This window comes from Streptomyces sp. NPDC007189 (assembly GCF_040703635.1).
GTDB lineage: Bacteria > Actinomycetota > Actinomycetes > Streptomycetales > Streptomycetaceae > Streptomyces.
In genome coordinates, this window is record NZ_JBEYEY010000009.1 from 93,606 (window position 1) to 118,023 (window position 24,418).

21 protein-coding genes are annotated in these 24,418 nt (G+C 72.0%); 16 read left to right on the forward strand and 5 right to left on the reverse strand.

Annotated features, from left to right (window positions below; genetic code table 11):
* Window positions 1–81: 81 nt before the first annotated feature.
* Window positions 82–621, forward strand: a complete 540-nt coding sequence (locus AB0950_RS19910; RefSeq protein ID WP_360152333.1) for a GNAT family N-acetyltransferase — start codon at window positions 82–84, stop codon at window positions 619–621.
* A 7-nt stretch (window positions 622–628) separates the two neighbouring features.
* On the opposite strand, the gene AB0950_RS19915 is transcribed toward AB0950_RS19910, so the two are convergent.
* Window positions 629–1,624 (reverse strand): NADP-dependent oxidoreductase, encoded by a 996-nt coding sequence (locus tag AB0950_RS19915; RefSeq protein ID WP_366779092.1) that lies wholly within the window; start codon window positions 1,622–1,624, stop codon window positions 629–631.
* A 104-nt stretch (window positions 1,625–1,728) separates the two neighbouring features.
* Here AB0950_RS19915 and AB0950_RS19920 point away from each other — a divergent pair, with 104 nt between their 5' ends.
* The 6 genes from AB0950_RS19920 to AB0950_RS19945 all read left to right on the forward strand — a co-directional run bounded on the left by AB0950_RS19920 (window position 1,729) and on the right by AB0950_RS19945 (window position 8,067).
* Window positions 1,729–2,637: a LysR family transcriptional regulator gene (locus tag AB0950_RS19920; protein WP_366779093.1), complete on the forward strand. Its 909-nt coding sequence runs from the start codon at window positions 1,729–1,731 to the stop codon at window positions 2,635–2,637.
* A gap of 225 nt (window positions 2,638–2,862) precedes the next feature.
* Window positions 2,863–2,994, forward strand: coding sequence for a hypothetical protein (locus AB0950_RS19925; RefSeq protein ID WP_015493350.1), 132 nt, complete (start codon window positions 2,863–2,865; stop codon window positions 2,992–2,994).
* Between the two features lie 81 nt (window positions 2,995–3,075).
* Complete coding sequence (locus tag AB0950_RS19930) at window positions 3,076–4,119, forward strand: 3-isopropylmalate dehydrogenase (RefSeq protein WP_366779094.1); 1,044 nt, start codon at window positions 3,076–3,078, stop codon at window positions 4,117–4,119.
* A 247-nt stretch (window positions 4,120–4,366) separates the two neighbouring features.
* A complete protein-coding gene (locus AB0950_RS19935) occupies window positions 4,367–5,455 on the forward strand; it encodes a branched-chain amino acid aminotransferase (protein ID WP_360572763.1) in 1,089 nt (362 codons plus the stop codon).
* 207 nt (window positions 5,456–5,662) lie between these two features.
* Window positions 5,663–6,733 (forward strand): hypothetical protein, encoded by a 1,071-nt coding sequence (locus AB0950_RS19940; RefSeq protein WP_366779095.1) that lies wholly within the window; start codon window positions 5,663–5,665, stop codon window positions 6,731–6,733.
* Between the two features lie 14 nt (window positions 6,734–6,747).
* Window positions 6,748–8,067 carry a lysine 2,3-aminomutase gene (locus tag AB0950_RS19945; RefSeq protein WP_360152352.1) on the forward strand — a complete coding sequence of 440 codons (1,320 nt, stop codon included), beginning with the start codon at window positions 6,748–6,750 and terminating at the stop codon, window positions 8,065–8,067.
* Window positions 8,068–8,196: 129 nt separating this feature from the next.
* On the opposite strand, the gene AB0950_RS19950 is transcribed toward AB0950_RS19945, so the two are convergent.
* Complete coding sequence (locus AB0950_RS19950) at window positions 8,197–9,630, reverse strand: cytosine permease (protein ID WP_366779096.1); 1,434 nt, start codon at window positions 9,628–9,630, stop codon at window positions 8,197–8,199.
* A gap of 145 nt (window positions 9,631–9,775) precedes the next feature.
* Between AB0950_RS19950 and ureA the strand changes: the two genes are divergently transcribed.
* The 8 genes from ureA to AB0950_RS19990 all read left to right on the forward strand — a co-directional run bounded on the left by ureA (window position 9,776) and on the right by AB0950_RS19990 (window position 18,206).
* Window positions 9,776–10,471 carry an urease subunit gamma gene (ureA, locus tag AB0950_RS19955; RefSeq protein ID WP_360152358.1) on the forward strand — a complete coding sequence of 232 codons (696 nt, stop codon included), beginning with the start codon at window positions 9,776–9,778 and terminating at the stop codon, window positions 10,469–10,471.
* On the forward strand, window positions 10,468–12,192 hold the full coding sequence (locus AB0950_RS19960) for an urease subunit alpha (protein WP_360572755.1): 1,725 nt from the start codon (window positions 10,468–10,470) through the stop codon (window positions 12,190–12,192). Before ureA ends, AB0950_RS19960 begins: the two co-directional genes overlap by 4 nt.
* Before the next feature lie 8 nt (window positions 12,193–12,200).
* Entirely contained in the window at window positions 12,201–13,238 is a 1,038-nt protein-coding gene (locus AB0950_RS19965) for an agmatine deiminase family protein (RefSeq protein ID WP_360572753.1), read from the forward strand.
* 17 nt (window positions 13,239–13,255) lie between these two features.
* Window positions 13,256–13,858, forward strand: a complete 603-nt coding sequence (locus AB0950_RS19970; protein ID WP_360152367.1) for a TetR/AcrR family transcriptional regulator — start codon at window positions 13,256–13,258, stop codon at window positions 13,856–13,858.
* Complete coding sequence (locus AB0950_RS19975; protein WP_360572751.1) at window positions 13,855–14,511, forward strand: hypothetical protein; 657 nt, start codon at window positions 13,855–13,857, stop codon at window positions 14,509–14,511. Before AB0950_RS19970 ends, AB0950_RS19975 begins: the two co-directional genes overlap by 4 nt.
* A gap of 63 nt (window positions 14,512–14,574) precedes the next feature.
* Window positions 14,575–15,876: an MFS transporter gene (locus tag AB0950_RS19980; protein WP_360572749.1), complete on the forward strand. Its 1,302-nt coding sequence runs from the start codon at window positions 14,575–14,577 to the stop codon at window positions 15,874–15,876.
* Window positions 15,877–16,162: 286 nt separating this feature from the next.
* Window positions 16,163–17,773 carry a citramalate synthase gene (cimA, locus tag AB0950_RS19985; RefSeq protein WP_360152376.1) on the forward strand — a complete coding sequence of 537 codons (1,611 nt, stop codon included), beginning with the start codon at window positions 16,163–16,165 and terminating at the stop codon, window positions 17,771–17,773.
* Window positions 17,774–17,786: 13 nt separating this feature from the next.
* Complete coding sequence (locus tag AB0950_RS19990; protein ID WP_360152379.1) at window positions 17,787–18,206, forward strand: VOC family protein; 420 nt, start codon at window positions 17,787–17,789, stop codon at window positions 18,204–18,206.
* Window positions 18,207–18,209: 3 nt separating this feature from the next.
* Here the strand turns inward: AB0950_RS19990 and AB0950_RS19995 are convergent, their stop codons facing one another.
* From AB0950_RS19995 to AB0950_RS20005, 3 genes are read right to left on the reverse strand one after another with little or no spacing between them, the layout of a single operon-like run.
* Window positions 18,210–18,809 (reverse strand): GPP34 family phosphoprotein, encoded by a 600-nt coding sequence (locus AB0950_RS19995; protein ID WP_360152382.1) that lies wholly within the window; start codon window positions 18,807–18,809, stop codon window positions 18,210–18,212.
* A 55-nt stretch (window positions 18,810–18,864) separates the two neighbouring features.
* Window positions 18,865–19,353, reverse strand: coding sequence for a hypothetical protein (locus tag AB0950_RS20000; RefSeq protein WP_360152385.1), 489 nt, complete (start codon window positions 19,351–19,353; stop codon window positions 18,865–18,867).
* A gap of 7 nt (window positions 19,354–19,360) precedes the next feature.
* Window positions 19,361–21,226, reverse strand: coding sequence for a ricin-type beta-trefoil lectin domain protein (locus AB0950_RS20005; RefSeq protein WP_366779097.1), 1,866 nt, complete (start codon window positions 21,224–21,226; stop codon window positions 19,361–19,363).
* A gap of 145 nt (window positions 21,227–21,371) precedes the next feature.
* On the opposite strand from AB0950_RS20005, the gene AB0950_RS20010 reads away from it, so the two are divergent.
* The gene (locus AB0950_RS20010; RefSeq protein WP_360152391.1) at window positions 21,372–24,386 is read left to right on the forward strand and encodes a glycoside hydrolase family 3 N-terminal domain-containing protein; all 3,015 of its coding nucleotides are present in this window, start codon (window positions 21,372–21,374) and stop codon (window positions 24,384–24,386) included.
* Window positions 24,387–24,418 lie beyond the last annotated feature (32 nt).

The window sequence follows — 24,418 nt, forward strand, 5'->3', positions numbered from 1 at the left end:
GAAGCCTGCCACCGAGCAGGCTTCCCGGCCCGTTTCCATGAACCGCCCATCACACGGCGCGGACCGCGGGACAGTGGGCCCATGACGGTCCGACTGCGCATCGCCCACACCGCCGACCTCGCACCCGGCGAACTCCGCGCCGCCCGCGCCCTCTTGGACCAGGCGTTCGACGGGGGCTTCTCCGACCAGGACTGGGACCACGGGCTCGGCGGGACGCACGTGCTCGTGCACGACCGGGCCGGGCTCGCCGCGCACGGATCCGTGGTGATGCGGCGCATCCGGCACCGGGGGCGCTGGCTGCGCACCGGGTACGTCGAGGCCGTCGCCGTACGGCCGGACGCGCGGCGTACCGGGCTCGGGGGGCGGGTGCTGGGCGAGCTGGAGCGGATCATCGGCCGGGCGTACGACCTCGGTGCGCTCTCCGCGAGCGAGGACGGGGCCCGGCTGTACACCGCCCGGGGCTGGCAGCGGTGGCCCGGTCAGGTGCACGCCCTCTCGCCGGACGGGATCGTACGGCTGCCGGACGAGGAGGGGGACGTGTTCGTACGGTCCGCGCTCGCGGGGCCCCTCGACCCGGCCGGCGAGCTGGTCTTCGACTGGCGGGACGGGGACGTGGCCTGATCGGTCGTCAGGCGACTGCTCGCACCAGGATCTTGCCCGTGTTGCCGCCCCGCAGCATCAGCAGGAACGCCTCCACGATCCGCTCGAAGCCCTCCACCACCGTCTCGTCCGCCGCCAGCGCCCCGCTGCGCAGATGCGGCACGGCGAAGTCGTACAGCTCCTCCTGGGCGTCCAGGTGGTCCTTCACCAGGAAGCCCTCGATGCGCAGGCTCTTCTCCACGACATCGGCGTGGTTGAAGACGACCGGCGGGGCGTCCGGGGTGTTGTACTGGCTGATCGTGCCGACCCGCACCACCCGGCCCCGCTCGCGCAGCGCGCCGATCGCCGCGCCGAGCTGCTCGCCGCCGACGTTGTCCACGAAGACGTCGATGCCGGTGGGGGCGGCCTGGGCCAGCAGGCCGGCGACCGGGCCGGAGCGGTAGTCGAAGGCCGCGTCGTAACCCACCTGTTCCGTCAGGTACTCGACCTTCTCCGCGCCGCCCGCGCTGCCGGTCACGCGGCCCGCGCCGAGCAGCCGGGCGAAACGGCCGGCCGCCGTGCCGACCCCGCCCGCCGCGCCGGAGACGAACACGTCCTCGCCCTCGCGCAGCCGGGCGATCCGGGTCAGGGCGACGTACGCGGTCAGGCCCGTGCCGCCCAGCACGCTGAGATACGCCGTCAGCGGCACGCCCGGGTGGTGGGGGAGCCGCCTGACCTCCTCGGGGCCCACCACGGCGTGGGTGCGCCAGCCCCGGCGGTGGAAGACCACCTCTCCCTCGGGCAGGGCCGGGGTGCGCGAGGCGACCACCCTGCCCAGGGTGCGGCCCTCCAGCGGGGCGTTCAACGGGAAGTCGCCGTCCATCATTTCGCGGTGGTACGGGTCCACGGACCACAGCAGGTTCTCCACCAGGGCCGTGCCGGGCGCCGGCTCGGGCACCGGGGACTCGGCGAAACGGAAGTGACCGGCGGTGGGGAAGCCGGCGGGGCGGGCGGTCTGCTGCACGGTGAGCGCGGTCTCGGTCATGGCAGGGGACGGTAGGGAGGAATGCCGGGCGGGGGCAGCCAGTTGGGCTCATGGAACGCGCCGGTCCATGAAACGTCCTCATACCCGCAGGCAGGAGCCCCCGAGTGACAGCAAGCGACCTCAGCCCGCAGGAGCTGCGGATTCTCGTCGCCGTGGCCGAGGAGGGCGGCTTCTCCGCGGCCGCCGCCCGGCTCGGGGCCACCCAGTCCGCCGTCTCCCACGCCGTGCGCGGCATCGAAAGGAAACTGGGCGCCGTGCTGTTCGAGCGCGGCCGGTTCGGCGCCCGGCCGACGCCCGCGGGGGAGCGCGCGTCGGCCCACGCCCGGCGGGTGCTGCGCATGCTCGGGGCCATGGCCGACGACGTGCGGGGCGCGGACACCGGCGAGCCGTCCGGGCCGCTGCGCATCGCCGCCTTCCGCAGCGCGGCCCTGCACCTGCTGCCGCCCGCCCTGGAGCGGCTCGCCGAGCAGCACCCCGGCATCGACGTGACGGTCACCGTCGTACGGGAACTGGGCGCCGGCGCCGCGGGCGAGGTCGCCGCCGGACGGGCCGACCTCGGGATCGCCACGCTGAGCGGACCGCCGCCGGCCGGGCTGGTCGGCGCACGTCTGCTCAAGGAGCCCTACTCCCTGGTCCATCCGGCCGGGCACCCGGCGCCGCGCACCCTGCCGCTCGTCGACTGGGCGGAGAACTGCGGCTCCTCCACCCGGGCCTGGTGGGCCGCCCAGGACTGGATCCCGGCGGCGCGGATCAACGCCGAGGACGACGGGGCGGTGCTGTCCATGGTGGGCAGCGGTCTCGGCATGGCGATCATGCCGGAGCTGTCGCTCACCGGGGCGCCGGCCGGCGTCGAGATCACCGGCCTCGGCCCGGAGCGGCCCTACCGCGCCGTCGGCTACGTCACGACCCCCGAACTCGCCGCCACCGCCGCCGTACGGGCCCTGATCCGCACCCTGCGCTCGCTCGGCGCGGTGTCACCCGGACGCACGAAAGCCCAGCTCAGGGCGGTGTGACGCGGGTCGCCGTCTCAGATAGTAGGAAGTCCGAGTAATTGTGCAGACAGGACCGGGTCGCTCCCTTACGTTTGTAGAAGCCGAACGTCTCGCTCGATCAAGCGAATGGCGGTCGTGAGCCGGGCACCGGTGCAGGCAACCCCTGCGGCCCGTCAGCTCCCCGCCCCTTCCGGCGTCTCGCAATCTCTCATTGCCGTGCTCCGTTTGACGAAGGAGTCGATTCCCATGGCCGAGACGACCGTCCGCCGCCGAGTCCGCCACGTGTCCCGCACGAGTGAGTCCGACCGCAAGAACGCCGCCGCCGCCCTCCAGCGCGCCCTAGACCGCCGCGACAACGGCGGCGAGACCGGACACTGACGCCTCGTCCGATGCCGTCCGCGTTCGTCCACATGGTGGACGGGCCGTGTCATCACCTGGGACGAGGAGTAGGGTGCCCGCATGTCTCGCAGCATCGATCTCGCAGTGATTCCCGGGGACGGCATCGGACAGGAAGTCGTGTCCGAGGGTCTCAAGGTCCTCTCCGCCGTCCTGCCGCAGGATGTGAAGCTGGAGACCAAGGAGTACGACTTCGGCGCCAAGCGCTACCACGCCACCGGTGAGACCCTCACCGACGCCGACCTGGAGCAGCTGAAGCAGCACGACGCCATCCTGCTCGGCGCCATCGGCGACCCGTCGGTGCCGTCCGGCGTCCTGGAGCGGGGCTTCCTGCTCAAGCTCCGCTTCGCCTTCGACCACCACGTCAACCTGCGCCCGTCCAAGCTCCTCCCCGGTGTCGCCACCCCGCTCGCCAGCCAGCCGGAGATCGACTTCGTCGTGGTCCGCGAGGGCACCGAGGGCCCCTACACGGGCAACGGCGGCACCATCCGCAAGGGCACGGAGCACGAGGTCGCCACCGAGGTCTCCGTCAACACCGCCTTCGGTGTCGAGCGCGTGGTCCGCGACGCCTTCGCCCGCGCCCAGGCCCGCCCGCGCAAGAAGCTCACCCTCGTCCACAAGAACAACGTGCTGACCTTCGCCGGTCACCTGTGGACGAACATCTTCAACAAGGTGGCCGAGGAGTTCCCCGAGGTCACCACCGACTACATCCACGTCGACGCGGCCACCATCTACCTGGTCGCCGACCCGGCCCGGTTCGACGTCATCGTCACCGACAACCTCTTCGGCGACATCATCACCGACCTCGCCGCGGCCGTCTCCGGCGGCATCGGCGTCGCGGCGAGCGGCAACATCAACCCCTCCCGCGAGTTCCCCTCGATGTTCGAGCCGGTCCACGGCTCCGCGCCGGACATCGCCGGCCAGGGCAAGGCCGACCCCACCGCCACGGTCCTGTCCGTCGCCCTGCTGCTGCGCCACCTCGGGTACGACGCCGAGGCCGACCGCGTCGACGCCGCGGTCGCCGCGGACCTCACCGAGCGCGCCGCGCTGGGCACCCGCAGCACCTCCCAGATCGGCGACGCGCTCGCCACCCGAGTAGCCGGCTGACCCGGCGCTCCCCACGAGAAGCCGCCGGGTCGGACGACCGCCCGGCGGCTTTCCCCTGTCCCCGCCGGGTGCCACCATCGACCCCGGGCCGCTTTCACCCCCGTTCCTTCCGCCGCCGGCCCCGCGCGATAATCGAACGCGGAGCCGCGGTATGAGGGAAAGCTCGGACGTCCTAACACCGGTCTGACCAGGCCGATGACGGGCGTGAGCGCGGCCCGTCACTACAACCGGTGAAGGACAACCACTCATGACGACGCCCACGATCGAGCTCAAGCCCTCCGCCAGCCCCCTCGCCGCCGCCGAGCGCGAGGCGATCCTGGCCGACCCCGGGTTCGGCCGCCACTTCACCGACCACATGGTGACGATCAGGTGGACCGAGGGCCGCGGCTGGCACGACGCCCAGCTCGTCCCGTACGGCCCGATCTCCCTCGACCCCTCCACCCACGTCCTGCACTACGGCCAGGAGATCTTCGAGGGCCTCAAGGCCTACCGCCAGCCCGACGGCTCGATCGCGCTGTTCCGCCCCGAGGCGAACGCCCGCCGCTTCCGCAACTCCGCCCGCCGCATGGCCATGGCCGAGCTGCCCGAGGAGCTGTTCATCGCCGCGCTGGACGCGCTGCTCACCCAGGACGCCGACTGGGTGCCGCCGCACGGCGGCGAGCAGTCGCTGTACCTGCGTCCGTTCATGTTCGCCACCGAGGCCGCGCTCGGTGTGCACCCGGCGAACGAGTACCTGTTCATGCTCATCGCCTCGCCCTCCGGCTCGTACTTCGCCGGCGGCGTCAAGCCGGTCACCATCTGGGTCTCCGAGGACCACGTCCGCGCCGTCCCCGGCGGCACCGGCGACGCCAAGACCGGCGGCAACTACGCCGCGTCCCTGCTGCCGCAGGCCGAGGCCGCCGCGCACGGCTGCGACCAGGTCGTCTACCTCGACGCGGTCACCCGCACCAAGGTCGAGGAGAGCGGCAGCATGAACGTCGCCTTCGTCTACGGCGACCGGATCGTCACCCCCGCCCTGACCGGCTCGATCCTGGAGGGCATCACCCGCGACTCCCTGCTCCAGGTCGCCCGCGACCTCGGCTACACCGCCGAGGAGGGTGTGATCACCCTCGAGCAGTGGCGCGCGGACGCCGCCTCCGGCGCCCTCACCGAGGTCTTCGCCTGCGGCACGGCCGCGGTGGTCACGCCGATCGGCCACGTCAAGACCAAGACCGACCAGTGGACCCACGGCGACGGCACCCCCGGCGAGGTCACCCTCCGCCTGCGCGAGGCCCTCCTCGGCATCCAGCGCGGTGTGACCGAGGACAAGCACGGCTGGATGCACCGCGTCGGCTGACAACGCCCCACTTCTCACCGCGGCGACAGCGCTCGACCACGACGGCGCGGACCGTACGGGCTGAGCGCCGTCGCGGCGGATCATCCGTGAGCGGGGCGGCGGGGAACAAGCGAGCGGTTGGCGGACGGAGCACCTGGGTATCTCACCCATCCCACGGGGGGGGCGCGTGGCCCCCGCGTGCACGGGATCGGGGGGAGACGTCGCAGGGTGAACGCATGGTCACCGATACCTCGGCTGCGCTGGTTATGGCGGGCGTTGCGCACCCCGCGCCGCCCGCAGAGCCTCACCGCGCTGCTCGCGCTGGCCGGCTGTGCGGGCCTGCTGCTGTGGCGGGCCGCCGCCATGGACGCCTACGAGCAGAACCTCGCCCTCAACCTGGGCACCGACCTCGTCGGCGTGGTCATCACCGTCTTCGTGATCGGCCCGCTGATCTCCCGCGCCCAGGAGGGCCGGGTCCGTGAGCACACCCGGCTCGACTACGAGTGGTTCGCCTCCCAGGTGCACGGCGCGACGGCGTGCGTGAAGGTGCTCGACACCTTCTCCAACCTGTTCGGACCGCAGTTCTCCGAGCGCCTGTTCCGCGGCGTCAAGGCGGCCACCGCGCACGGCGCACGGGTGCAGATCCTGCTGCTGGACCCCGACTCGCTCGCCGTCATCCTGCGCGGCCGGGAACTCGGCGAGCAGAGCGCCGACATCCGCCGCGACATCATGCGCAACCTGCGCACCCTGGACCGCTTCGCGCGCCGCCTGGACGCCGGCTCCCGCGCCCTGCTCGAGGTCCGCCTGTGCCAGACGTCCCCCGGCGTCACGCTCTACCGCTGGGACGAGCGCTGCCTGGTCTCCTTCCTGACGGTGGGCCGGCTCTCCGGCGAGGGCGTCCAGCTGGAGGTCGCCGTCCGCTCCCCGCTCGGCACCTTCGTGGAGCAGCGCTTCGACGAGCTGTGGGGGCAGAGCAAGCCCATGGAGCACTTCACCCGGCTGCCGCTCACCCTGGTCGACGCCACCGACGGCCGCAGGGACTTCCGCTGCCCCTTCGTGTCCGTCGAGGACCGCCTGTACGTCGCCGGGTCCGACCTGGTGTCGTACATGGCCCGGCACCGCCTCGACCAACTCTCCGCCCACAGCGAGGCCTTCACCGTGCCGGGCGCCCACGAACTGATCGTGGTCGACGACGAAAGTCCCCTGCACGCGCTCCTCATCCAGCACTTCGCGGAGAAGTACGATGCGTCGGCGGCCGCCTTCGTGGAGTTGCGGCCGCCGGTCCTGGTCACGGAATAGAGGCCCTGGCACACATGAGCTCAGCGCACCACCCCGCTCCGCACGCGAACCCCCGGTTCCGCGCCTTCACCCCCCGTGACCTGGACGGCCTGCTGGACCGGGTGTCCCTGTCGCCCGCCGAACGGCTCGCCCTGCGGGCCGTGTCCGCGGTCCTGCCGTTCCGCACCAACTCCTACGTGGTGGACGAGCTGATCGACTGGTCGGCCGTCCCCGACGACCCGGTCTTCCGGCTGACGTTCCCGCAGAGCGGCATGCTGCCCGCGCACGACCTGCGCCGGATGGCGGACCTGCTGGCGCGGGACGCGCCCCAGGGGGAGGTCCGGCGGGCCGCGCACGAGATCCGGATGCGGCTCAATCCGCACCCTTCCGGCCAGCTCGACGCCAACGTCCCCGTGCACGAGGGCCGCCGCCTGACGGGGCTTCAGCACAAGTACCCCGAGACGGTGCTGATCTTCCCGCGGCAGGGCCAGACCTGCCACGCCTACTGCACGTACTGCTTCCGCTGGCCGCAGTTCGTCGGCGAGTCCGAGCTGCGCATCGCCACCGACGACATCGCCGCCACCAGCGCCTATCTGCGCGCCCACCCCGAGGTGAGCAGCACGCTCATCACCGGCGGCGACCCGCTGGTGATGAGCACCGAGGTGCTGCGCCGCTATGTGGAGCCGCTGCTGGAGATCGACACCGTCCGCTCGGTGCGGATCGGCACCAAGTCCCTCGCCTTCTGGCCGTACCGTTTCCTCACCGACCGGGACGCCGACGACCTGCTCCGGCTCTTCGAGAAGGTGGTGGCGAGCGGCCGCCATCTGGCGCTGATGGCCCACTTCACCCACCCGCGGGAACTGCGCCCGGCGGTGGTGCGGGAGGCGATGCGCCGGGTGCGGGACACCGGCGCGGTGATCCGCTGCCAGGGGCCGCTGGTCGCCGGGATCAACGACAGCGCCGAGGCGTGGGCGGAGCTGTGGGAGGAGACGACCGCGCTGGGGGCGGTGCCGTACTACCAGTTCGTGGAGCGGGACACCGGACCGCAGGGGTACTTCGCGGTGCCGCTGGCCCGCGGTCACGCGATCTTCCGGGACGCCCACGCCCGGGTCTCCGGGCTCGCCCGCACGGTGCGCGGCCCGGTGATGTCCGCGATGCCGGGCAAGGTCTGCGTGGACGGCGTCGCCGAGGTCGCGGGCGAGAAGGTCTTCGTGCTGCACCTCATCCAGGCCCGCGACCCCGCACTGGTCGACCGGCCGTTCTTCGCCGCGTACGACGAGGCCGCGACCTGGTTCACCGACCTGAAGCCGGCTTTCCACGCCCCCTCCTTCCTGCCGGGTCTGGAGGTGGGGTGAATGCCCGCCTCGGCGTCGCAGCCGACGGGCTGACGCACTCCCGGCCGCGGCGGCGGTCTTCGTGGCCACCATGGGCCTGAGCCCGACCAGTCGTGCGAGTGCCGGGCTACCGAGGAGTTAGCTGGATAGCTAGCGCCCGCTCTCCGCGCCGACCGGTTCCTGCTCCGGCTGGGCGGGGGACGGCGCCGGGCGGGTGGTGAGGAGCAGGTAGGCCAGCCCGCCCACCGCGCCGGACAGCAGGAAGCTGCAGTCCACCCCGCCGGTCAGCCGCAGCAGCGGGCCCTGGTACGACGGCAGGGACACCGCGAGCAGGCCCACACCGGCGCCGACGGCCCAGGAGGCGGTGGCCCGCACGTTCCAGCCGGCCCGGTACCAGTAGATCCCGCCCCGCGAGCGGCGGTTGAAGACCTGCAGCGCGTCGGCGTCGTAGACCCCGCGGCAGCGGGCGAAGCCGATGAGGGTGATGACGGCCCACGGGGTGCCGATGGCGGTGAGCAGGAGCACGAAGGACGTCATCGCGGACTGGGCGTTCCAGGCGTAGTGGCCGGCGAAGACGCAGGCCGTGGCGACGATCGCGACCGTGTGGGTGGCGCGGGCGCGGGACGCCCTGGGCAGGATGGCGTCCAGGTCCAGGCCCATGGAGTACAGCATCAGACCGGCGTTGCCGACCGAGCCGGCCGAGGCGGACAGCAGGAGCGGGACCAGGTACCAGGCGGGGGAGGCCTGCACCAGCGGACCGGCGTAGTCGAGGGCCGCGTGGGCGCCGTACGCCGTGAACGTGCCGAACAGCTGCGGCACCAGCAGGCCCAGGATCAGCCCCAGCCAGGTGGCCCGCAGAACGCTGCGGTCGCAGTGGCGGGCGGGGGAGATGTAGCGGGTGTAGTCGCCGAGCAGGGTGATGAAGGCGATCGGGCCGGACAGGCCGGCGGCCACGGCCGACAGGAACCAGGTCGGCCAGAAGGAGCCCAGCAGATAGCCGCCCGTCTGCGGCAGCGCGGCGGTGGTGAAGTGCGGGGCGTAGGCGAGGACGCCGAGCGCCAGCAGGACGGTCATGCCGAGGGACAGCACCTTCGACATGTTCAGCAGCACCCGGTAGCCGTACACCGCGCCCGCGACGGTCGCCGCGGCGAGCAGCGCGTAGACGACGGCGTACGACACCCCGTCCGCGGGCAGCCCGAACAGCCTGCCCAGCACGCTCACCATCACGTCGCCGCCGATCCAGACCGTCAGCGCGGTGTAGCCGAGGGCGAGCAGCAGTCCCACGACCGAGCCGACCAGCCGGCCCCGGACGCCGAACTGGGCGCCCGAGGAGGTGGACAGGTTGGTCGCGGTGCGCAGGGAGACGAGGGCGAGCGGCGCCGTGACGGCCGTGCCGACCACCGTGCCCGCGACGATCGCGCTGACCGACGCCCACCAGCCGAGCCCGAAGGACGGCGGCAGCCAGCCGAAGATGATCACTCCGAGGCAGAGGTTGGAGCCGAGCAGGATCGAGACGAGATCGCGTGGACCGCTGGTCCGCTCCTCGTCCGGGATGGTGTCGACTCCGCGCTGTTCTATCGGCATGGCATGGTCTCCTTCGACTGCCGCCCGTCAGTTTGAGCGACGTTCAATGTGACGTGTGGCCTCGTCTCCGGTCAATGCTTCTGTTTCACGAATTCGACGTTTAGAGTGTCGTTCTAAACTATGGAAGGCAAGGAGGTGCCGCGTCGTGAGACTGACCCCCACGGAACGTGACCGGCTGCTGCTCTTCGGGGCCGCTGAGCTGGCCCGTGCCCGCCGGGCGCGCGGGCTGAGGCTGAACGTGCCGGAGGCGACCGCGCTGATCGCGGACACCGTGTGCGAGGCGGCGCGCGACGGCAGGCGGCTCGCCGAGGCCATCGAGGCGGCCCGGTCCGTGCTCGGCCCCGACGACGTGCTGCCGGGCGTCGCCGACGTCGTCACCGAGGTGATGGTCGAGGCGGTCTTCGACGACGGCTCCCGGCTCGCGGTCGTCTCCGACCCCATCGGCGGCGGCCTGGGGCAGGACGCCCCGGGCGCGCTGCTGCCCGGCCCCCAGCACGCCGACCCCGAGCCGGCGCTGCGGCTCACGGTCACCAACACCGCGACCGTGCCGGTCTCCGTCACCTCCCACTTCCACTTCTTCGAGGCCAACCCGCGCCTCGCCTTCGACCGCGCCGCCGCCTACGGCATGCGGCTCGCGGTGCCCGCCGGGTCGTCCGTGCGGTTCGGGCCGGGGGAGAGCGAGGAGGTCGGTCTCGTGCCGATCGGCGGCGAGCGGGTCGCGATCGGCTTCGCCGGCCTGGTCGACGGGCCGCTGGACGCGCCCGGCGCCAGGCAGGAGGCCCTGCGCCGGGCCGCCGCCTGCGGATACCTCGGTGTCACGGAAGGAGACGAGGAGCGATGAGCCGCTCGAAGGGACGCGAGGTCAGCCGGGCGATCCACATCGACCCGCACGCCTACGCCGCCACCCACGGTCCCCGCGCCGGCGACCGCATCCGCCTCGGCGACTCCGGGCTCACCGTACGGGTGGAGTCCGACTCCCAGCGCTACGGCGACGAGTTCCTGGCCGGTTTCGGCAAGACCGCCCGCGACGGACTGCACCTGAAGGCCGCCGCCGTCCGCGAGACCTGTGACGTCGTCATCAGCAACGTGGTGGTGATCGACGCCGTCCAGGGCATCCGGAAGGTCTCCATCGGCATCCGGGAGGGCCGCATCCACGCCGTCGGCCGCGCCGGGAACCCGGACACGCTCGACGGTGTCGACGTCGTCGTCGGCACCGGCACCTCCATCGTCTCCGGCGAGGGGCTGATCGCCACCGCCGGGGCCGTCGACACCCATGTCCATCTGCTGTCGCCGCGCATCATGGAGGCCTCCCTGGCCTCCGGCGTCACCACGATCATCGGGCAGGAGTTCGGCCCGGTCTGGGGCGTCGGCGTCAACTCGCCCTGGGCGCTGCGGCACGCCTTCAACGCCTTCGACGCCTGGCCGGTCAACATCGGTTTCCTGGGCCGGGGTTCGTCGTCGCATGACGCCCCGCTGATCGAGGCGCTGGCCGAGGGCGGCGCGTCCGGGTTCAAGGTGCACGAGGACATGGGCGCCCACACCCGGGCGCTGGACACCGCCCTGCGGGTCGCCGAGGAGCACGACGTCCAGGTCGCCCTGCACAGCGACGGGCTGAACGAGTGCCTGTCGGTGGAGGACACCCTGAGGGTGCTGGAGGGCCGGACCATCCACGCCTTCCACATCGAGGGCTGCGGCGGCGGACACGTGCCCAACGTGCTGAAGATGGCGGGCGTCCCCAACGTCATCGGCTCCTCAACCAACCCCACCCTGCCCTTCGGCCGGGACGCGGTCGCCGAGCACTACGGCATGATCGTCTCCGTCCACGACCTCAAGCCCGACCTGCCCGGCGACGCCGCCATGGCCCGCGACCGCATCCGCGCCGGCACCATGGGCGCCGAGGACGTGCTGCACGACCTGGGCGCGATCGGCATCACCTCCTCCGACGCCCAGGGCATGGGCCGCGCCGGCGAGACCGTGCGGCGTACGTTCGCCATGGCCGGCAAGATGAAGGCCGAGCTGGGCCCGCTGGAGGGCGACGGCGACGGCGACGACAACGCGCGCGTGCTGCGCTACATGGCCAAGCTGACCATCAACCCCGCCATCGCGCACGGGCTGTCCCACGAGGTCGGCTCGATCGAGGCCGGCAAGCTCGCGGACATCGTGCTGTGGCGCCCGGAGTACTTCGGCGCCAAGCCGCAGCTCGTGCTCAAGTCCGGGTTCCCGGCGTACGGCGTGACCGGCGACCCCAACGCGGCCACCGACACCTGCGAACCCCTGGTGCTGGGCCCGCAGTTCGGCGCGTACGGCGCCACGGCCGCCGACATCTCGGTCGCCTTCGTCGCCCGGGCCGCCGCCGACCAGGGGGGCGACACGATGCCGACGCGCCGCAGAAGGGTCGCCGTGCGCGGCACCCGGGGCATCGGACCGGCCGACCTGCGGCTGAACTCCCGCATCGGAGCCGTCGACGTCGACCGGCGCACCGGCCTGGTCACCCTCGACGGCGACCCGCTCAGCTCCGAGCCCGCCGACTCCGTCTCCCTCAACCGCCTGTACTTCCTGTGAGGATCACCATGTCTGCTGCCGCCGACGGCTTCCGCATGCCCGCCGAGTGGACCCCGCACGAGCGCACCTGGATGGCCTGGCCGGGCCCCAACCCCACCTTCGACGACCCGGACGACCTCGCCGCCTCCCGCGCCGCCTGGGCCTCCGTGGCCCGCGCGATCCGCCGCTTCGAGCCGGTGACCGTGGTCTGCGGCCCCGGCCAGTCCGCCGAGGCGCAGGCGCTGCTCGGGCCGGACGTCGACACCGTCGAGCGGGAGCTGGACGACGCCTGGATGCGGGACATCGGCCCCACCTTCCTCACCAACGGCAAGGGGGAACTGGCCGCCGTGGACTGGACGTTCAACGGCTGGGGCGCCCAGGACTGGGCCCGCTGGGAGCACGACTCCAAGATCGCCGCGTATGTCTCCGACCTCGCGGGCGCGAAGACGTACGCGTCGAAGCTCGTCAACGAGGGCGGCGCGATCCACGTCGACGGCGAGGGCACCGTGCTGCTCACCGAGACGGTGCAGCTCGGCCCCGAGCGCAACCCGCACTGGTCGAAGGCGGAGGTCGAGGCCGAGATCCACGCCCAGCTCGGCACGAGCAAGGCGATCTGGCTGCCGCGCGGCCTGACCGCCGACTATCCGCCCCACGGCTTCGGCACCCTCGGCCACGTCGACATCGTGGCCGCCTTCGCCCGGCCGGGTGTCGTGGTGGCGCACTCCCAGCCGGACCCGGCGCACCCCGACCACGAGGTCACCCAGGAGGTCATCGGCATCCTGCGCGCCCAGACGGACGCCCGGGGCCGCGCCCTGGAGGTCGTGGAGGTGCCCGCCCCGACCGTGCTGGAGGCCGACGGGCACTGGGCCGACTACTCCTACATCAACCACTACCTCTGCAACGGCGGCGTCGTGCTGTGCGGCTTCGACGACCCGCGCGACGAGATCGCCGCCGGGATCTTCCGCCGTCTCTTCCCCGAGCGGACGGTGACCCTGGTGGACGCGCGTACGATCTTTGCGGGTGGGGGCGGCATCCACTGCATCACCCAGCAGCAGCCGAAGGTCTGAGCGCGTAGGAGACATCGATGGCCGGTGCGGCACGGGCGCGGAGGAACGCGCCGCCGCGCGAGGAGGTCCTCGCCGCCGCCATGGACATGATCGCCGACCGCGGTCTGGAGAAGCTCACCATGGCGGCGCTCGGCCGCGAGGTCGGCATGAGCAGCGGCCACCTCCTGTACTACTTCCGCTCCAAGGACGAGCTGCTGCTGCGCACCCTGGAGTGGAGCGAGGGCCGGCTCGGCGCGGAGCGGGGCCGGCTGCTCACCGGCCCCGGCACCGCCCGCGAGCGCCTCACCGCCTACGTCGACCTGTACGTCCCCGACGGCCACCGCGACCCGCACTGGACCCTGTGGCTGGAGGTCTGGAACCGCTCGCAGAACGCCGACGACGACGCGCGCGCCCGGCAGTTGGCCATCGAGGGCGCCTGGCACCGCGACCTGGTCGCCCTGATCGCCGAGGGCGTCTCACGCGCCGAGTTCCGCCAGGTCGACGCCGACCGCTTCGCAACCCGCCTGCGCGCCCTCCTCGACGGCTTCTCCATCCACGTCGCCATCGGCCTGCGCGGCACCGGCCGGGACCAAGTCCTGGCCCACGTCCGCGAGTTCATCGACGAGGCACTGGTGCCGTGAGGGCCGGGCTCCTGCGCGACGTGCCCGACGGCCTGACGCGACGAGCGCGGGGGTTCGTCGGCACGCACGGCGCCACGGTCGATGTCCGGCCTGTGGAGAGCCACAGACAGTGGTGGCTGGAGCGGGACGTCCCCGCCGCGGTGATCGACCGCATGGCGGCCTACCAGCGGCGCTGGGGCGGTCTGCTCCTGCCGCCCGCGCCGCAGTACGACGGAGGACCCAGGTACCTCGAGCCGGACGCGCCGGAAGGGTCGGACTCCGAGGGCTGGTGGTTCGAGGCCGGGACGCAGCGAACCGCGGTGCCCTACTCGTTCATGATCGGGCCGTCGGGCGAGTTCGGCATCCACGCGAACCGGTGGGTGCCCCTCCACGCGACCGTCGAGGGATGGGTGGAGTCGCTCGCGCTGGCTCATCACGCGTCTCGGTGGGCACGGCAGATCACCACGCTCGTCGGCGATGACGCCGACGGCGTCGAACGGGACGGCTGCGAGCCGGTGGCCGAGGTGCGGGGTCTGGCGGACACCTGGTGGCGGGGCGCCGACTCGCTGGTGGCTCTGTACACGGGGGAGGCCGAGGCCCTGGACTTCCCCAGGGGCCGCGTCGCGGTGATCTACTCGGGGCTCGACGACTGGGGGCTGCGGGGAGGCGGGTAGCGGAGGCGGGTGGCCGGGGAGGTAAAGGAATCGTTTCCTCCGCGGGCGGGCATGTACCGGCCCATGGGACCACAACACTGGAAGAAGATCTGGGTCGGTTCGGCGGGGAACATGGTCGAGTGGTTCGACTGGTTCGTGTACGCGAGCTTCGCCACCTACTTCGCCGGCGCGTTCTTCCCGAAGGGGAACCCCACCGCCCAGCTGATGAACACCGCCGGGATCTTCGCCGTCGGCTTCTTCATGCGCCCCGTGGGCGGCTGGCTGCTGGGCCGGGTCGGGGACCGCAGGGGCCGCAAGGCGGCGCTGACGCTGACCGTGACGCTGATGTCGGCGTCGGCGGTCCTGATCGCCGTCGCCCCGACCTACGCGGTGGCCGGTTACGGCGGCGCGCTCGTCCTGCTCGTCGCCCGCCTGCTGCAAGGCCTGTCCGTGGGCGGCGAGTACGCGGCCAGCGCCACCTATCTGACCGAGGCCTCGGACCCCAGGCGGCGCGGGTTCGCCTCCAGCTTCCAGTACGTCTCCATGACCGCCGGGCAGATCGTCGGCCTCGGACTGCAGATCATCCTCCAGCGGACCATGTCGGACAGCGCCCTGCACAGCTACGGCTGGCGGATCCCGTTCGTCGTCGGCGCGCTCGGCGCGGCCGTCGTCTTCTATCTGCGGCGCAGCATGCTGGAGACCGAGGTCTACGAGGAGGACACCTCGCGCACCGAGGAGCGCGGCACCCTGCGCGCCCTGTGGCAGCACCGCCGGGAGGCGCTGCTGGTCATGGCCCTCACCATGGGCGGCACGGTCGCGTACTACACGTACACCACCTATCTGACCAAGTACCTGTCCAACTCCGCGGGCCTGTCCAAGCAGACGGCCACGCTCGTCTCCTTCACCGCGCTGCTCGTCTTCGCCGCCCTCCAGCCCCTCGCGGGCGCCCTGTCCGACCGGATCGGCCGCCGCCCGCTGCTCATCACCTTCGCCGTCGGCTCCACCGTCCTCACCGTGCCGATCATGACGCTGCTGGGGCACGCCGGCGGCTTCTGGCCGGCCCTCGGGCTCGCCCTGCTCGCGCTGGTCGTCGTCACCGGCTACACCTCGATCAACGCCTGCGTGAAGGCCGAGCTGTTCCCGACCGGCGTCCGCGCCCTCGGCGTGGCCCTGCCGTACGCCCTGGCCAACGCCCTCTTCGGCGGTACGGCGGAGTACATCGCCCTGTGGTTCAAGAAGGCCGGCGTCGAGTCCGGCTTCTTCTGGTACGTGGCGGGCTGCGCCGCCGTGTCGCTGGTGGTGTACGTCACCATGCGGGAGACCAAGGACCTGGACCTCGCCCGGGTGAGGGACCGTACGGATTCCAGTCTGACGACCGCATCCTGAGACGGACGGCGAGCCGGGGGCGGGACTGTGCCAGACTGCCCCCGTGCTCTCGTTCGCCATGATTATTGGCAGCAGGCGCGCCGGTCCGCAGTGACCACCTCGTACGACCAGGTGCGGGTGGCCACCGTCGTCCTCGACCCGCGCGCAGACCTCTCGCACCCGCGAGGGGTTTTTTCGTTTTCCGGCCCCACCCACGGCCGGAAGCGGTGCGCGAGGGACCATTGGGGGGACGGTGGAGCCGGTCATTCCGGTAAGACCGAAGATCCACAACAGGAGCCTTGAGACCATGACCGAGACGGCAACCAGCGAGCTCGACGACTCGTTCCACGTCTTCGACACGACGCTGCGCGACGGGGCGCAGCGCGAGGGCATCAACCTCACCGTCGCGGACAAGCTCGCCATCGCCCGGCACCTGGACGACTTCGGCGTCGGCTTCATCGAGGGCGGCTGGCCCGGCGCGAACCCCCGTGACACCGAGTTCTTCGCCCGCGCCCAGGCGGAGATCGACTTCCGGCACGCCCAGCTCGTCGCCTTCGGCGCCACCCGCCGCGCCGGCGCGAAAGCCGCCGACGACCCCCAGGTCAAGGCGCTCCTCGACTCCGGCGCCCCGGTGATCACCCTGGTCGCGAAGTCGCACGACCGGCACGTGGAGCTGGCGCTGCGCACCACGCTGGACGAGAACCTGGAGATGGTCCGCGACACGGTGTCGTACCTGCGCGAGCAGGGCCGCCGGGTGTTCGTGGACTGCGAGCACTTCTTCGACGGCTACCGCGCCAACGCCGAGTACGCCAAGGCCGTCGTCCGTACGGCCGCCGAGGCGGGCGCCGACGTCGTGATCCTGTGCGACACCAACGGCGGCATGCTGCCGGCGCAGGTCCACGCGGTCGTCGCCACGGTCCTGGCCGACACCGGGGCCCGGCTCGGCATCCACGCCCAGGACGACACCGGCTGCGCGGTGGCCAACACCCTGGCGGCGGTGGACGCGGGCGCCACGCACGTGCAGTGCACGGCCAACGGCTACGGCGAGCGCGTCGGCAACGCCAACCTCTTCCCGGTGGTCGCGGCCCTGGAGCTGAAGTACGGCAAGAAGGTGCTGCCCGAGGGCAGGCTGCGGGAGATGACCCGGATCTCCCACGCCATCGCCGAGGTCGTCAACCTCACCCCCTCCACCCACCAGCCGTACGTGGGGGTGTCGGCGTTCGCGCACAAGGCGGGCCTGCACGCCTCCGCGATCAAGGTAGACCCGGACCTGTACCAGCACATCGACCCCGAGCTGGTCGGCAACACCATGCGCATGCTCGTCTCCGACATGGCGGGCCGCGCCTCGGTGGAGCTGAAGGGCAAGGAGCTGGGCATCGACCTGGGCGGCGACCGGGAACTGGTCGGCCGGGTGGTCGAGCGGGTCAAGGAGCGCGAGCTCAAGGGCTACACCTACGAGGCGGCGGACGCGAGCTTCGAGCTGCTGCTGCGCGCCGAGGTCGAGGGCCGCCCGCTGAAGTACTTCGACGTGGAGTCCTGGCGGGCCATCGTCGAGGACCGCCCCGACGGCACCCACGCCAACGAAGCCACGGTCAAGCTGTGGGCCAAGAGCGAGCGGATCGTCGCCACGGCGGAGGGCAACGGCCCGGTCAACGCCCTCGACCGCGCCCTGCGCGTCGCCCTGGAGAAGATCTACCCGCAGCTCGCCAAGCTGGACCTGGTCGACTACAAGGTCCGCATCCTGGAGGGCGTGCACGGCACCTCCTCCACCACCCGCGTCCTGATCTCCACCTCGGACGGCGCCGGCGAGTGGTCCACGGTCGGCGTGGCGGAGAACGTCATCGCCGCGTCCTGGCAGGCGCTGGAGGACGCGTACACCTATGGCCTGCTGCGGGCGGGCGTAGAGCCGGCCGAGTAGCCATAGTGGAGGCATGACCGACGCCGACGTGCTGTCCCGGGCCCGTGCCGCGACCCGGCTGCCCGCCCGGGACCTGGAGCGGGCCCGGCGCTTCTACGCCGACGTACTCGGCCTCGAGCCCGTCGACGAACGCCCCGGCGGGCTGCTGTACCGGTGCGGCGGGACCGATTTCGTGGTGTTCCGCTCCACCGGCGCCTCGCCCGGCACCTTCACCCAGATGGGCTTCGAGGTCGACGACCTGGAAGCGGTGGTGGCGGAGCTGAGGCGGCGCGGGGTGGTGTTCGAGGACGTGGACGCGCCCGGCTTCCGCACCCGCGACGGCATCGCCGAGATCGAGGGCAACTACCCCAGCAAGGGCGCGCGCGGGGAGCGGGCCGCGTGGTTCCGGGACAGCGAGGGCAACCTGCTGGGGATCGGCGAGCCGGTCGTCTGACGCTCAGGGCGCCCGCCAGATGTTGTCGAAGGCCACGTTCTCGATGCGCCGCCGCTCGCGTACGGCCCCCAGCTCGGTCACCGCGTCGCCGACCGCGACCAGTACGGTGACGACGGACTCGTCGCCCGGTTCCTCCTCGGGCGGCTGCTCGCCCTGGATGCCCAGGGTGGCGGCGAGCCCGGCGAGGACGGGCTCGCGGGACCACCAGCGGTCGGCGGCGTGCCGGCGGGCCGGGGTGTCGGCGGCCGCGGCCTTGGCCGCCCGGTGCGGCCAGCGGTGCCGCTTGCCGGACAGCTGCCCCCCGGCGTCCAGCACGTCCCGGTAGGCCGTGGCCAGCCCCTCGCCCCGGCGCCACAGCCAGTCCTCGACCGTCTCGTACGGCTCCTCGCGCCGCAGCGCGGCCCCGGCCTCGTCCAGCATCCGGTCACCCGTGGTCAGCACCGGGCCGGGCACGATCCGCTCACCGTCCAGGGTGAGCGCCCGCGCCCCGAGAAGGTCGATCAGCTCGGCCCCCGCCAGCGCCAGCGCCAGATCACCCGCCTCGACGGGATGGTCGCCGGGCACGTCGAGACTGACGAGGAACAGATCCTGCGGTGTGGTCATACCCACCACCATGGTCCGTGGGCGCCCGATGCGCACCACGCCACACCCGTCCCGCTCAGCAGGACTCCTCGGCGAGCCGCTCGAAGGAGCCCAGGCTCATCGCCCGCCCGTCCGCCCACACCTGTCCGGGCCGCAGCCGGGCGATCTGCGCGGCGGTGAACTCCACGACCGCGTTGTAGGAGTCACCGGTGACGTAGTGCCCGAAACCCAGGGTGTAGTCGTGCCCGGGCAGCAGCTCCTGCGTGCCGCGGTGCCGGGCGTGCCAGCCCGCGGGCGGGGCGAAGAGCGGGAACTCGGTGTCCCCGTGCAGCCCCTCTCTGCGCGCATCCCACCCGGTGGTCGCGGACCCGTCCCCGCCGCCGCGCGGCCGCCCTTCGAGGGACGGGCCCCGGTAGGCGTCGTCGCCGCACGGACGGAACACCGCGTACGGCGTCCCGTCCGCGCCGGCCCGCACCCCCGCGAGCGGCAGGTCGACGGCTGCGCAGCCGCTCAGCAGCAGCATCCCGCCGGCGATCCCCGCCGCCACGGCCCCCGTGCGTCTCATGCGCCCCCTACCGCAGTGTCCACTTCTGGTTGGCGGCCCCGGTGCACGACCAGATCTGCGCCCGCGCCCCGTTCGCCGACGAGTTGTCCGTGACGTCGAGGCACTTGTTCGCCGCAGTGTTGACCACATCACCGGTCGAAGAGTTGTACGACCACTGTTGTGCGCCGGATCCGTTGCAGTCGTACAACTGCACCTTCGCGCCGTCCGCCGTCGAGCCCGAGGTCACGTCCAGGCACTTGCCGAGCGCCTGGATCGACCCGTCGGGCTGGACCGTCCACTGCTGGGCCGCCGTGCCGTTGCAGTCGTAGAGCTGCACCGCCGTGCCGTTGGCGTTCGAACCGCCCGCCAGGTCGAGGCACTTGCCGGCCAGGCCGACGAAGGATCCGGTGCGGGCGCCGCCGCTGGACTGGGTGCCGGACCAGGTGAAGGTGGCCGAGGTCCTGCCGGGCAGCGAGTAGGTGGCGTGCTGCGAACCCCAGTTGATCGTGACGGTCTGCGCCGAGGAGGAGTCGTTGTAGGCGATCAGCGCCTTGCTGCCGTCGGGATTGCGCCAGGCCACGTTCGGCACGGTGGTGGACGCCGTCGAGGCGATCCGCTGGGCGCCCGGCCGGACGAACTTGGTCAGGTGGCCCATGTCGTAGTACTCGACGGTGTAGTCGACCGTCCCGCTCGCCCCGTCGCCGTTGTGCACGGTGATCAGCCCGGTGCAGGTGCCGCAACCGCCGTTGTGCGGACCCATGTTCTGGTCCACGGCCAGCGACCACTTGGTCACCGACTTCGCCCAGTTGCGGGTGTAGTCGATGATGTTGGACATGTCCTCGCGCTGCTGGTCGGCGATCCAGGTGCCGCCGGAGTGCTCGGTGCCGAACGCGTCCAGCGACGGGTACTTGTTGTGCACCGTGGTCTGCTCGCTGACGTCACCGCCGTAGCCGTGCCAGGCGATCCCGCCGAAGTTGGGGTGATTGCGGATCGCCGGGTCGTCCACCGACAGGGCCGCGTAGGAGTCGTAGGTGTCCCAGTTCCAGTCGTGCGCCAGGACCTTGGTGGACAGGCCCGCCGACTGCAGTTGCGGCAGCAGGTCGTTCTTGAGGAAGTACTGGATGCCGGAGGCGTTCCAGCTCATCGACGGGTAGCCGGAGCAGCACGTCGGCTCGTTCTGCGGGGTGACGTACGAGACGTTGATCCCCTGGTCCTTGTACGCCTGGAGGTACTTCACGAAGTACGAGGCGTACGCGCCGTAGTCCTCGGACTTGAGCCAGCCGCCGTTGAGCGAGCCGCTGTCCTTCATCCAGGCCGGTGCCGTCCACGGCGAGGCCATCACCGTCAGGGACGGGTTGAGCTGGAGCGCCTGCTTCGTGAGCGGCACGACGTCGGCGAGGTCGTGGGCGATCGAGAACTTCGCCAGGGACGGGTCGGTCTGGCCGGACGGCACGTCGTCGTACGTGTAGCCGTACCGCGCGAGGTCCGAGGCGCCCATCGGGTTGCGCAGGAACGACAGCCCGATGCCGTCCGTCGGCGAGAACAGCTTGCGCATGGTCGCGTCCCGGGTCGCCTGGGACAGCGCCCCGCTGCTGTTCATCAGCCAGGCCGCGGTGTCCGTGAAGGACGCGCCGCCGCCGGTGAAGGTCTGGTAGCGGGTGTTCTCGTCCACGGTGATGTTCGTGCCGCTGCCGCCGGTGCCGGACTGGAAGGCGAACGGCGTCTGGGCCTGCAGGCCGCGGACGACATGCCGGCCGGCGGAGTCGTCGGTGGTGGTGAGCCAGGCCGTGACCTGCTCACCGGCCGCGTGCGCGGGGGGCACGGCGGCGGTGAAGCCGGCGGCGGAGAGCAGTCCGGCGAGCAGCAGCCGGACTGTGCGGGGGGTTCTCCTCATGGTGTGTCGCCCTTCCTCTCGGGTCGACTGTGGGGATGTCACGCAAGACGCAACTGACGTGCCGTCTTGACGGTTTGGCGAGCCGTTAGTTAACTCACGGCGTGATCTAAGCCATGAGTGAACCATGAGAGCCGAGGGAAGGTCTATGCCGAGAACCGCCCTGCTCGTCTCCGGGGCTCTGCTCGCCGCCCTGCTGCCCCTGTCCGCCGCGGCGCACGCCGCCGACGACCCCGCGCCGACCCCCGTCGACCGCTTCGAGGGCGAGGTGCCCTTCGCCTCCCAGCCCGCCGACGGCATCTTCACCTGGGGAAGCGACGCCGACGACCCGCCCGCCCTGCGCCTGGCCGACCGCGCCGACGCCCCCGAGGGCGCCAAGGTCCTCACCGGCACCTACGACATCAGCGGCTACGGCGGCTTCACCCATGACTTCGCCGCGGACCAGCCGGCCCACGACTGGTCCGCCCACCAGGGCATCCGCTTCTGGTGGGAGGGCCGGGACAACGGCCGCAAGATCGCCTTCGAGATCAAGGACGGCGGCGCGAACGGCGAGGCCTCCGAGCTGTGGACGACCTCCTTCACCGACGACTTCACCGGCTGGAAGCAGATCGAGATCCCGTTCACCGACTTCCAGTACCGCACCGACTACCAGCCCGTCGGCGGCATCGACCACGTCCTCGGCCTCACACAGATGTGGGGGTACGCCGTCACCCTCCCGGCCGGCGCCAAGGGCGACTTCGCCATGGACGACGTCGAGCTGTACGGCAAGGCCGACCAGGCGCTGCACGCCTCCGTCACCACCGGCGCGCCCGTCTACCCCGTCAAGGCCGGCGGCACCGCCCGGGTCCAGGTCACCCTGGCCACGACCGGCGACCGGCCCGTGGACGACCCGGTGACGGTCAGCTACTCCACCGGCGGCGGCACCGCCACCGCCGGCCGGGACTACACCCCGGTCGAGGGCACCCTCACCTTCCCGGCCGGCACCGCCTCGGGCACGACGCGGACCATCGAGGTGCCCACCCGGCCGAACCGGGCACCCTCGGCCGCGAAGACGATCCCGCTGAAGCTCACGGTCACCGGCGCGAAGGCGCCCGCCGAGACCCCGCAGGTCGTGATCGACGCGCACGGACTGCCGTACCAGAACGCCAAGTTGCCCGTGAAGAAGCGCGTCGCGGATCTGCTGTCCCGCATGTCCCTTCAGGAGAAGGCCGGGCAGATGACCCAGGCCGAGCGCGGCGCCGTCGGCGGCGGCGCGGACGTCGCGGCGTACTCCCTCGGCTCGCTCCTGTCCGGCGGCGGTTCCACGCCCACGCCGAACACCCCCGAGGCCTGGGCGAAGATGATCGACGGGTTCCAGCTCCGGGCGCAGGCCACCCGGTTCCAGGTCCCGCTGATCTACGGCGTCGACGCCGTCCACGGCCACAACAACCTGGCCGGCGCCACGATCATGCCGCACAACATCGGCATCGGGGCCAGCCGGGATCCCCAACTCGCCCAGGACACGGGCTCGGTGACGGCCGCCGAGGTGCGCGCCACCGGCATCCCCTGGGACTTCGCGCCCTGCCTGTGCGTGAGCCGCGACGAACGCTGGGGCCGCTCCTACGAGTCCTTCGGCGAGGACCCGGCCCTCGTGCAGTCCATGGAGACGATGATCCAGGGCCTCCAGGGCAGCGCCGACGGCCGTGACCTGAGCCGGAACGACAAGGTGCTGGCCACCGCCAAGCACTTCGTCGGCGACGGCGGCACCGCCTACGGCTCCTCCACCACCGGCACCTACACCATCGACCAGGGCGTCACCACGGTCACCCGGCAGCAGTTGGAGGACATCCACCTGGCGCCGTACCAGACCGCCGTCCAGAGGGGGATCGGCACGGTCATGCCGTCGTACTCCTCCCTCGACATCGTCGGCGACGGCAAGGGCGCGGTGAAGATGCACGCCCGCGGCGACATGATCAACGGCGTGCTCAAGGACCGGATGGGCTTCGGCGGCTTCGTCATCAGCGACTGGAACGCCATCGACCAGCTCCCCGGCGACTACGCCGCCCATGTCCGCACGGCGGTGAACGCGGGCGTCGACATGATGATGGTGCCGAACTCCTACAAGGACTTCAGCTCCACGCTCGCCGACGAGGTGAAGGCGGGCCGGATCAGCGAGAAGCGGATCGACGACGCGGTCTCCCGCATCCTCACCCAGAAGTTCAAGCTCGGCCTGTTCGAGCACCCCTACGCCGACACCTCCGGCGCCGCCGCCATCGGCTCCCCGGCGCACCGGGCGGTCGCCCGCCGGGCGGCGGCCGAGTCGCAGGTGCTGCTGAAGAACAGCGGCGGGCTGCTGCCGCTGAAGAAGAGCGAGAAGGTGTACGTCGCCGGGTCCAACGCCGACGACCTCGGCAACCAGACCGGCGGCTGGACCATCACCTGGCAGGGCGCCTCCGGCACCCACACCCAGGGCACGACCATCCTGCAGGGCATGCGCGACGCCGGCGGGAACGTCACCTACTCCAAGGACGCCTCCGCCTCCACGGACGGCTACGACGTGGGCGTGGTCGTCGTCGGCGAGACCCCGTACGCCGAGGGCGTCGGCGACGTCGGCAACGGGCACAGCCTCCAGCTGTCGGCGGCCGACCAGGCGGCCGTGGACAAGGTGTGCGCGGCCATGAAGTGCGCGGTGCTGATCGTCTCCGGCCGCCCGCAGCTCATCGGCGACCGGCTCGGCGACATCGACGCTCTCGTGGCGTCCTGGCTGCCCGGCACCGAGGGCGAGGGCGTCGCCGACGTCCTCTACGGCAAGCGGCCCTTCACCGGGCAGCTCCCCGTCACCTGGCCGAAGTCCGAGTCCCAGCTGCCGATCAACGTCGGCGACGCGTCGTACGACCCCCAGTTCCCCTACGGCTGGGGCCTGACCACCCTCACCAGCGCGCCCGAGGGCGGTACAGCCACCCTCAAGGCGCTGGGCGCGGCGGCGACGGCGGCCGAGCGCAGGGGCGACGACCGGGCCGGACGCGAGCTGGTGACCAAGGCGCGGCTGTTCGTGCAGAACCGGGTGGGGGAGCGGATGACACAGGCGGTGGCCAAGCCGTTCGCCGACGCCGACCATCTGCTGCTGACCGGGCGCTACGGGAAGGCGGTGGAGAAGCTGAGCGAGGCGTACCGGGCGGCGTAGACCTGGCTCCATGCCCGACTATGGGAGGCTTC

Bases quoted from the DNA above. Each gene is read 5' to 3' on its own strand.
- AB0950_RS19910 (WP_360152333.1), top strand. From the start codon at position 82: ATGACGGTCCGACTGCGCATCGCCCACACCGCCGACCTCGCACCCGGC.
- AB0950_RS19915 (WP_366779092.1), bottom strand. From the start codon at position 1,624: ATGACCGAGACCGCGCTCACCGTGCAGCAGACCGCCCGCCCCGCCGGC.
- AB0950_RS19925 (WP_015493350.1), top strand. From the start codon at position 2,863: ATGGCCGAGACGACCGTCCGCCGCCGAGTCCGCCACGTGTCCCGCACG.
- AB0950_RS19930 (WP_366779094.1), top strand. From the start codon at position 3,076: ATGTCTCGCAGCATCGATCTCGCAGTGATTCCCGGGGACGGCATCGGA.
- AB0950_RS19935 (WP_360572763.1), top strand. From the start codon at position 4,367: ATGACGACGCCCACGATCGAGCTCAAGCCCTCCGCCAGCCCCCTCGCC.
- AB0950_RS19945 (WP_360152352.1), top strand. From the start codon at position 6,748: ATGAGCTCAGCGCACCACCCCGCTCCGCACGCGAACCCCCGGTTCCGC.
- AB0950_RS19950 (WP_366779096.1), bottom strand. From the start codon at position 9,630: ATGCCGATAGAACAGCGCGGAGTCGACACCATCCCGGACGAGGAGCGG.
- AB0950_RS19960 (WP_360572755.1), top strand. From the start codon at position 10,468: ATGAGCCGCTCGAAGGGACGCGAGGTCAGCCGGGCGATCCACATCGAC.
- AB0950_RS19965 (WP_360572753.1), top strand. From the start codon at position 12,201: ATGTCTGCTGCCGCCGACGGCTTCCGCATGCCCGCCGAGTGGACCCCG.
- AB0950_RS19970 (WP_360152367.1), top strand. From the start codon at position 13,256: ATGGCCGGTGCGGCACGGGCGCGGAGGAACGCGCCGCCGCGCGAGGAG.
- AB0950_RS19980 (WP_360572749.1), top strand. From the start codon at position 14,575: ATGGGACCACAACACTGGAAGAAGATCTGGGTCGGTTCGGCGGGGAAC.
- cimA (WP_360152376.1), top strand. From the start codon at position 16,163: ATGACCGAGACGGCAACCAGCGAGCTCGACGACTCGTTCCACGTCTTC.
- AB0950_RS19990 (WP_360152379.1), top strand. From the start codon at position 17,787: ATGACCGACGCCGACGTGCTGTCCCGGGCCCGTGCCGCGACCCGGCTG.
- AB0950_RS19995 (WP_360152382.1), bottom strand. From the start codon at position 18,809: ATGACCACACCGCAGGATCTGTTCCTCGTCAGTCTCGACGTGCCCGGC.
- AB0950_RS20000 (WP_360152385.1), bottom strand. From the start codon at position 19,353: ATGAGACGCACGGGGGCCGTGGCGGCGGGGATCGCCGGCGGGATGCTG.
- AB0950_RS20005 (WP_366779097.1), bottom strand. From the start codon at position 21,226: ATGAGGAGAACCCCCCGCACAGTCCGGCTGCTGCTCGCCGGACTGCTC.
- AB0950_RS20010 (WP_360152391.1), top strand. From the start codon at position 21,372: ATGCCGAGAACCGCCCTGCTCGTCTCCGGGGCTCTGCTCGCCGCCCTG.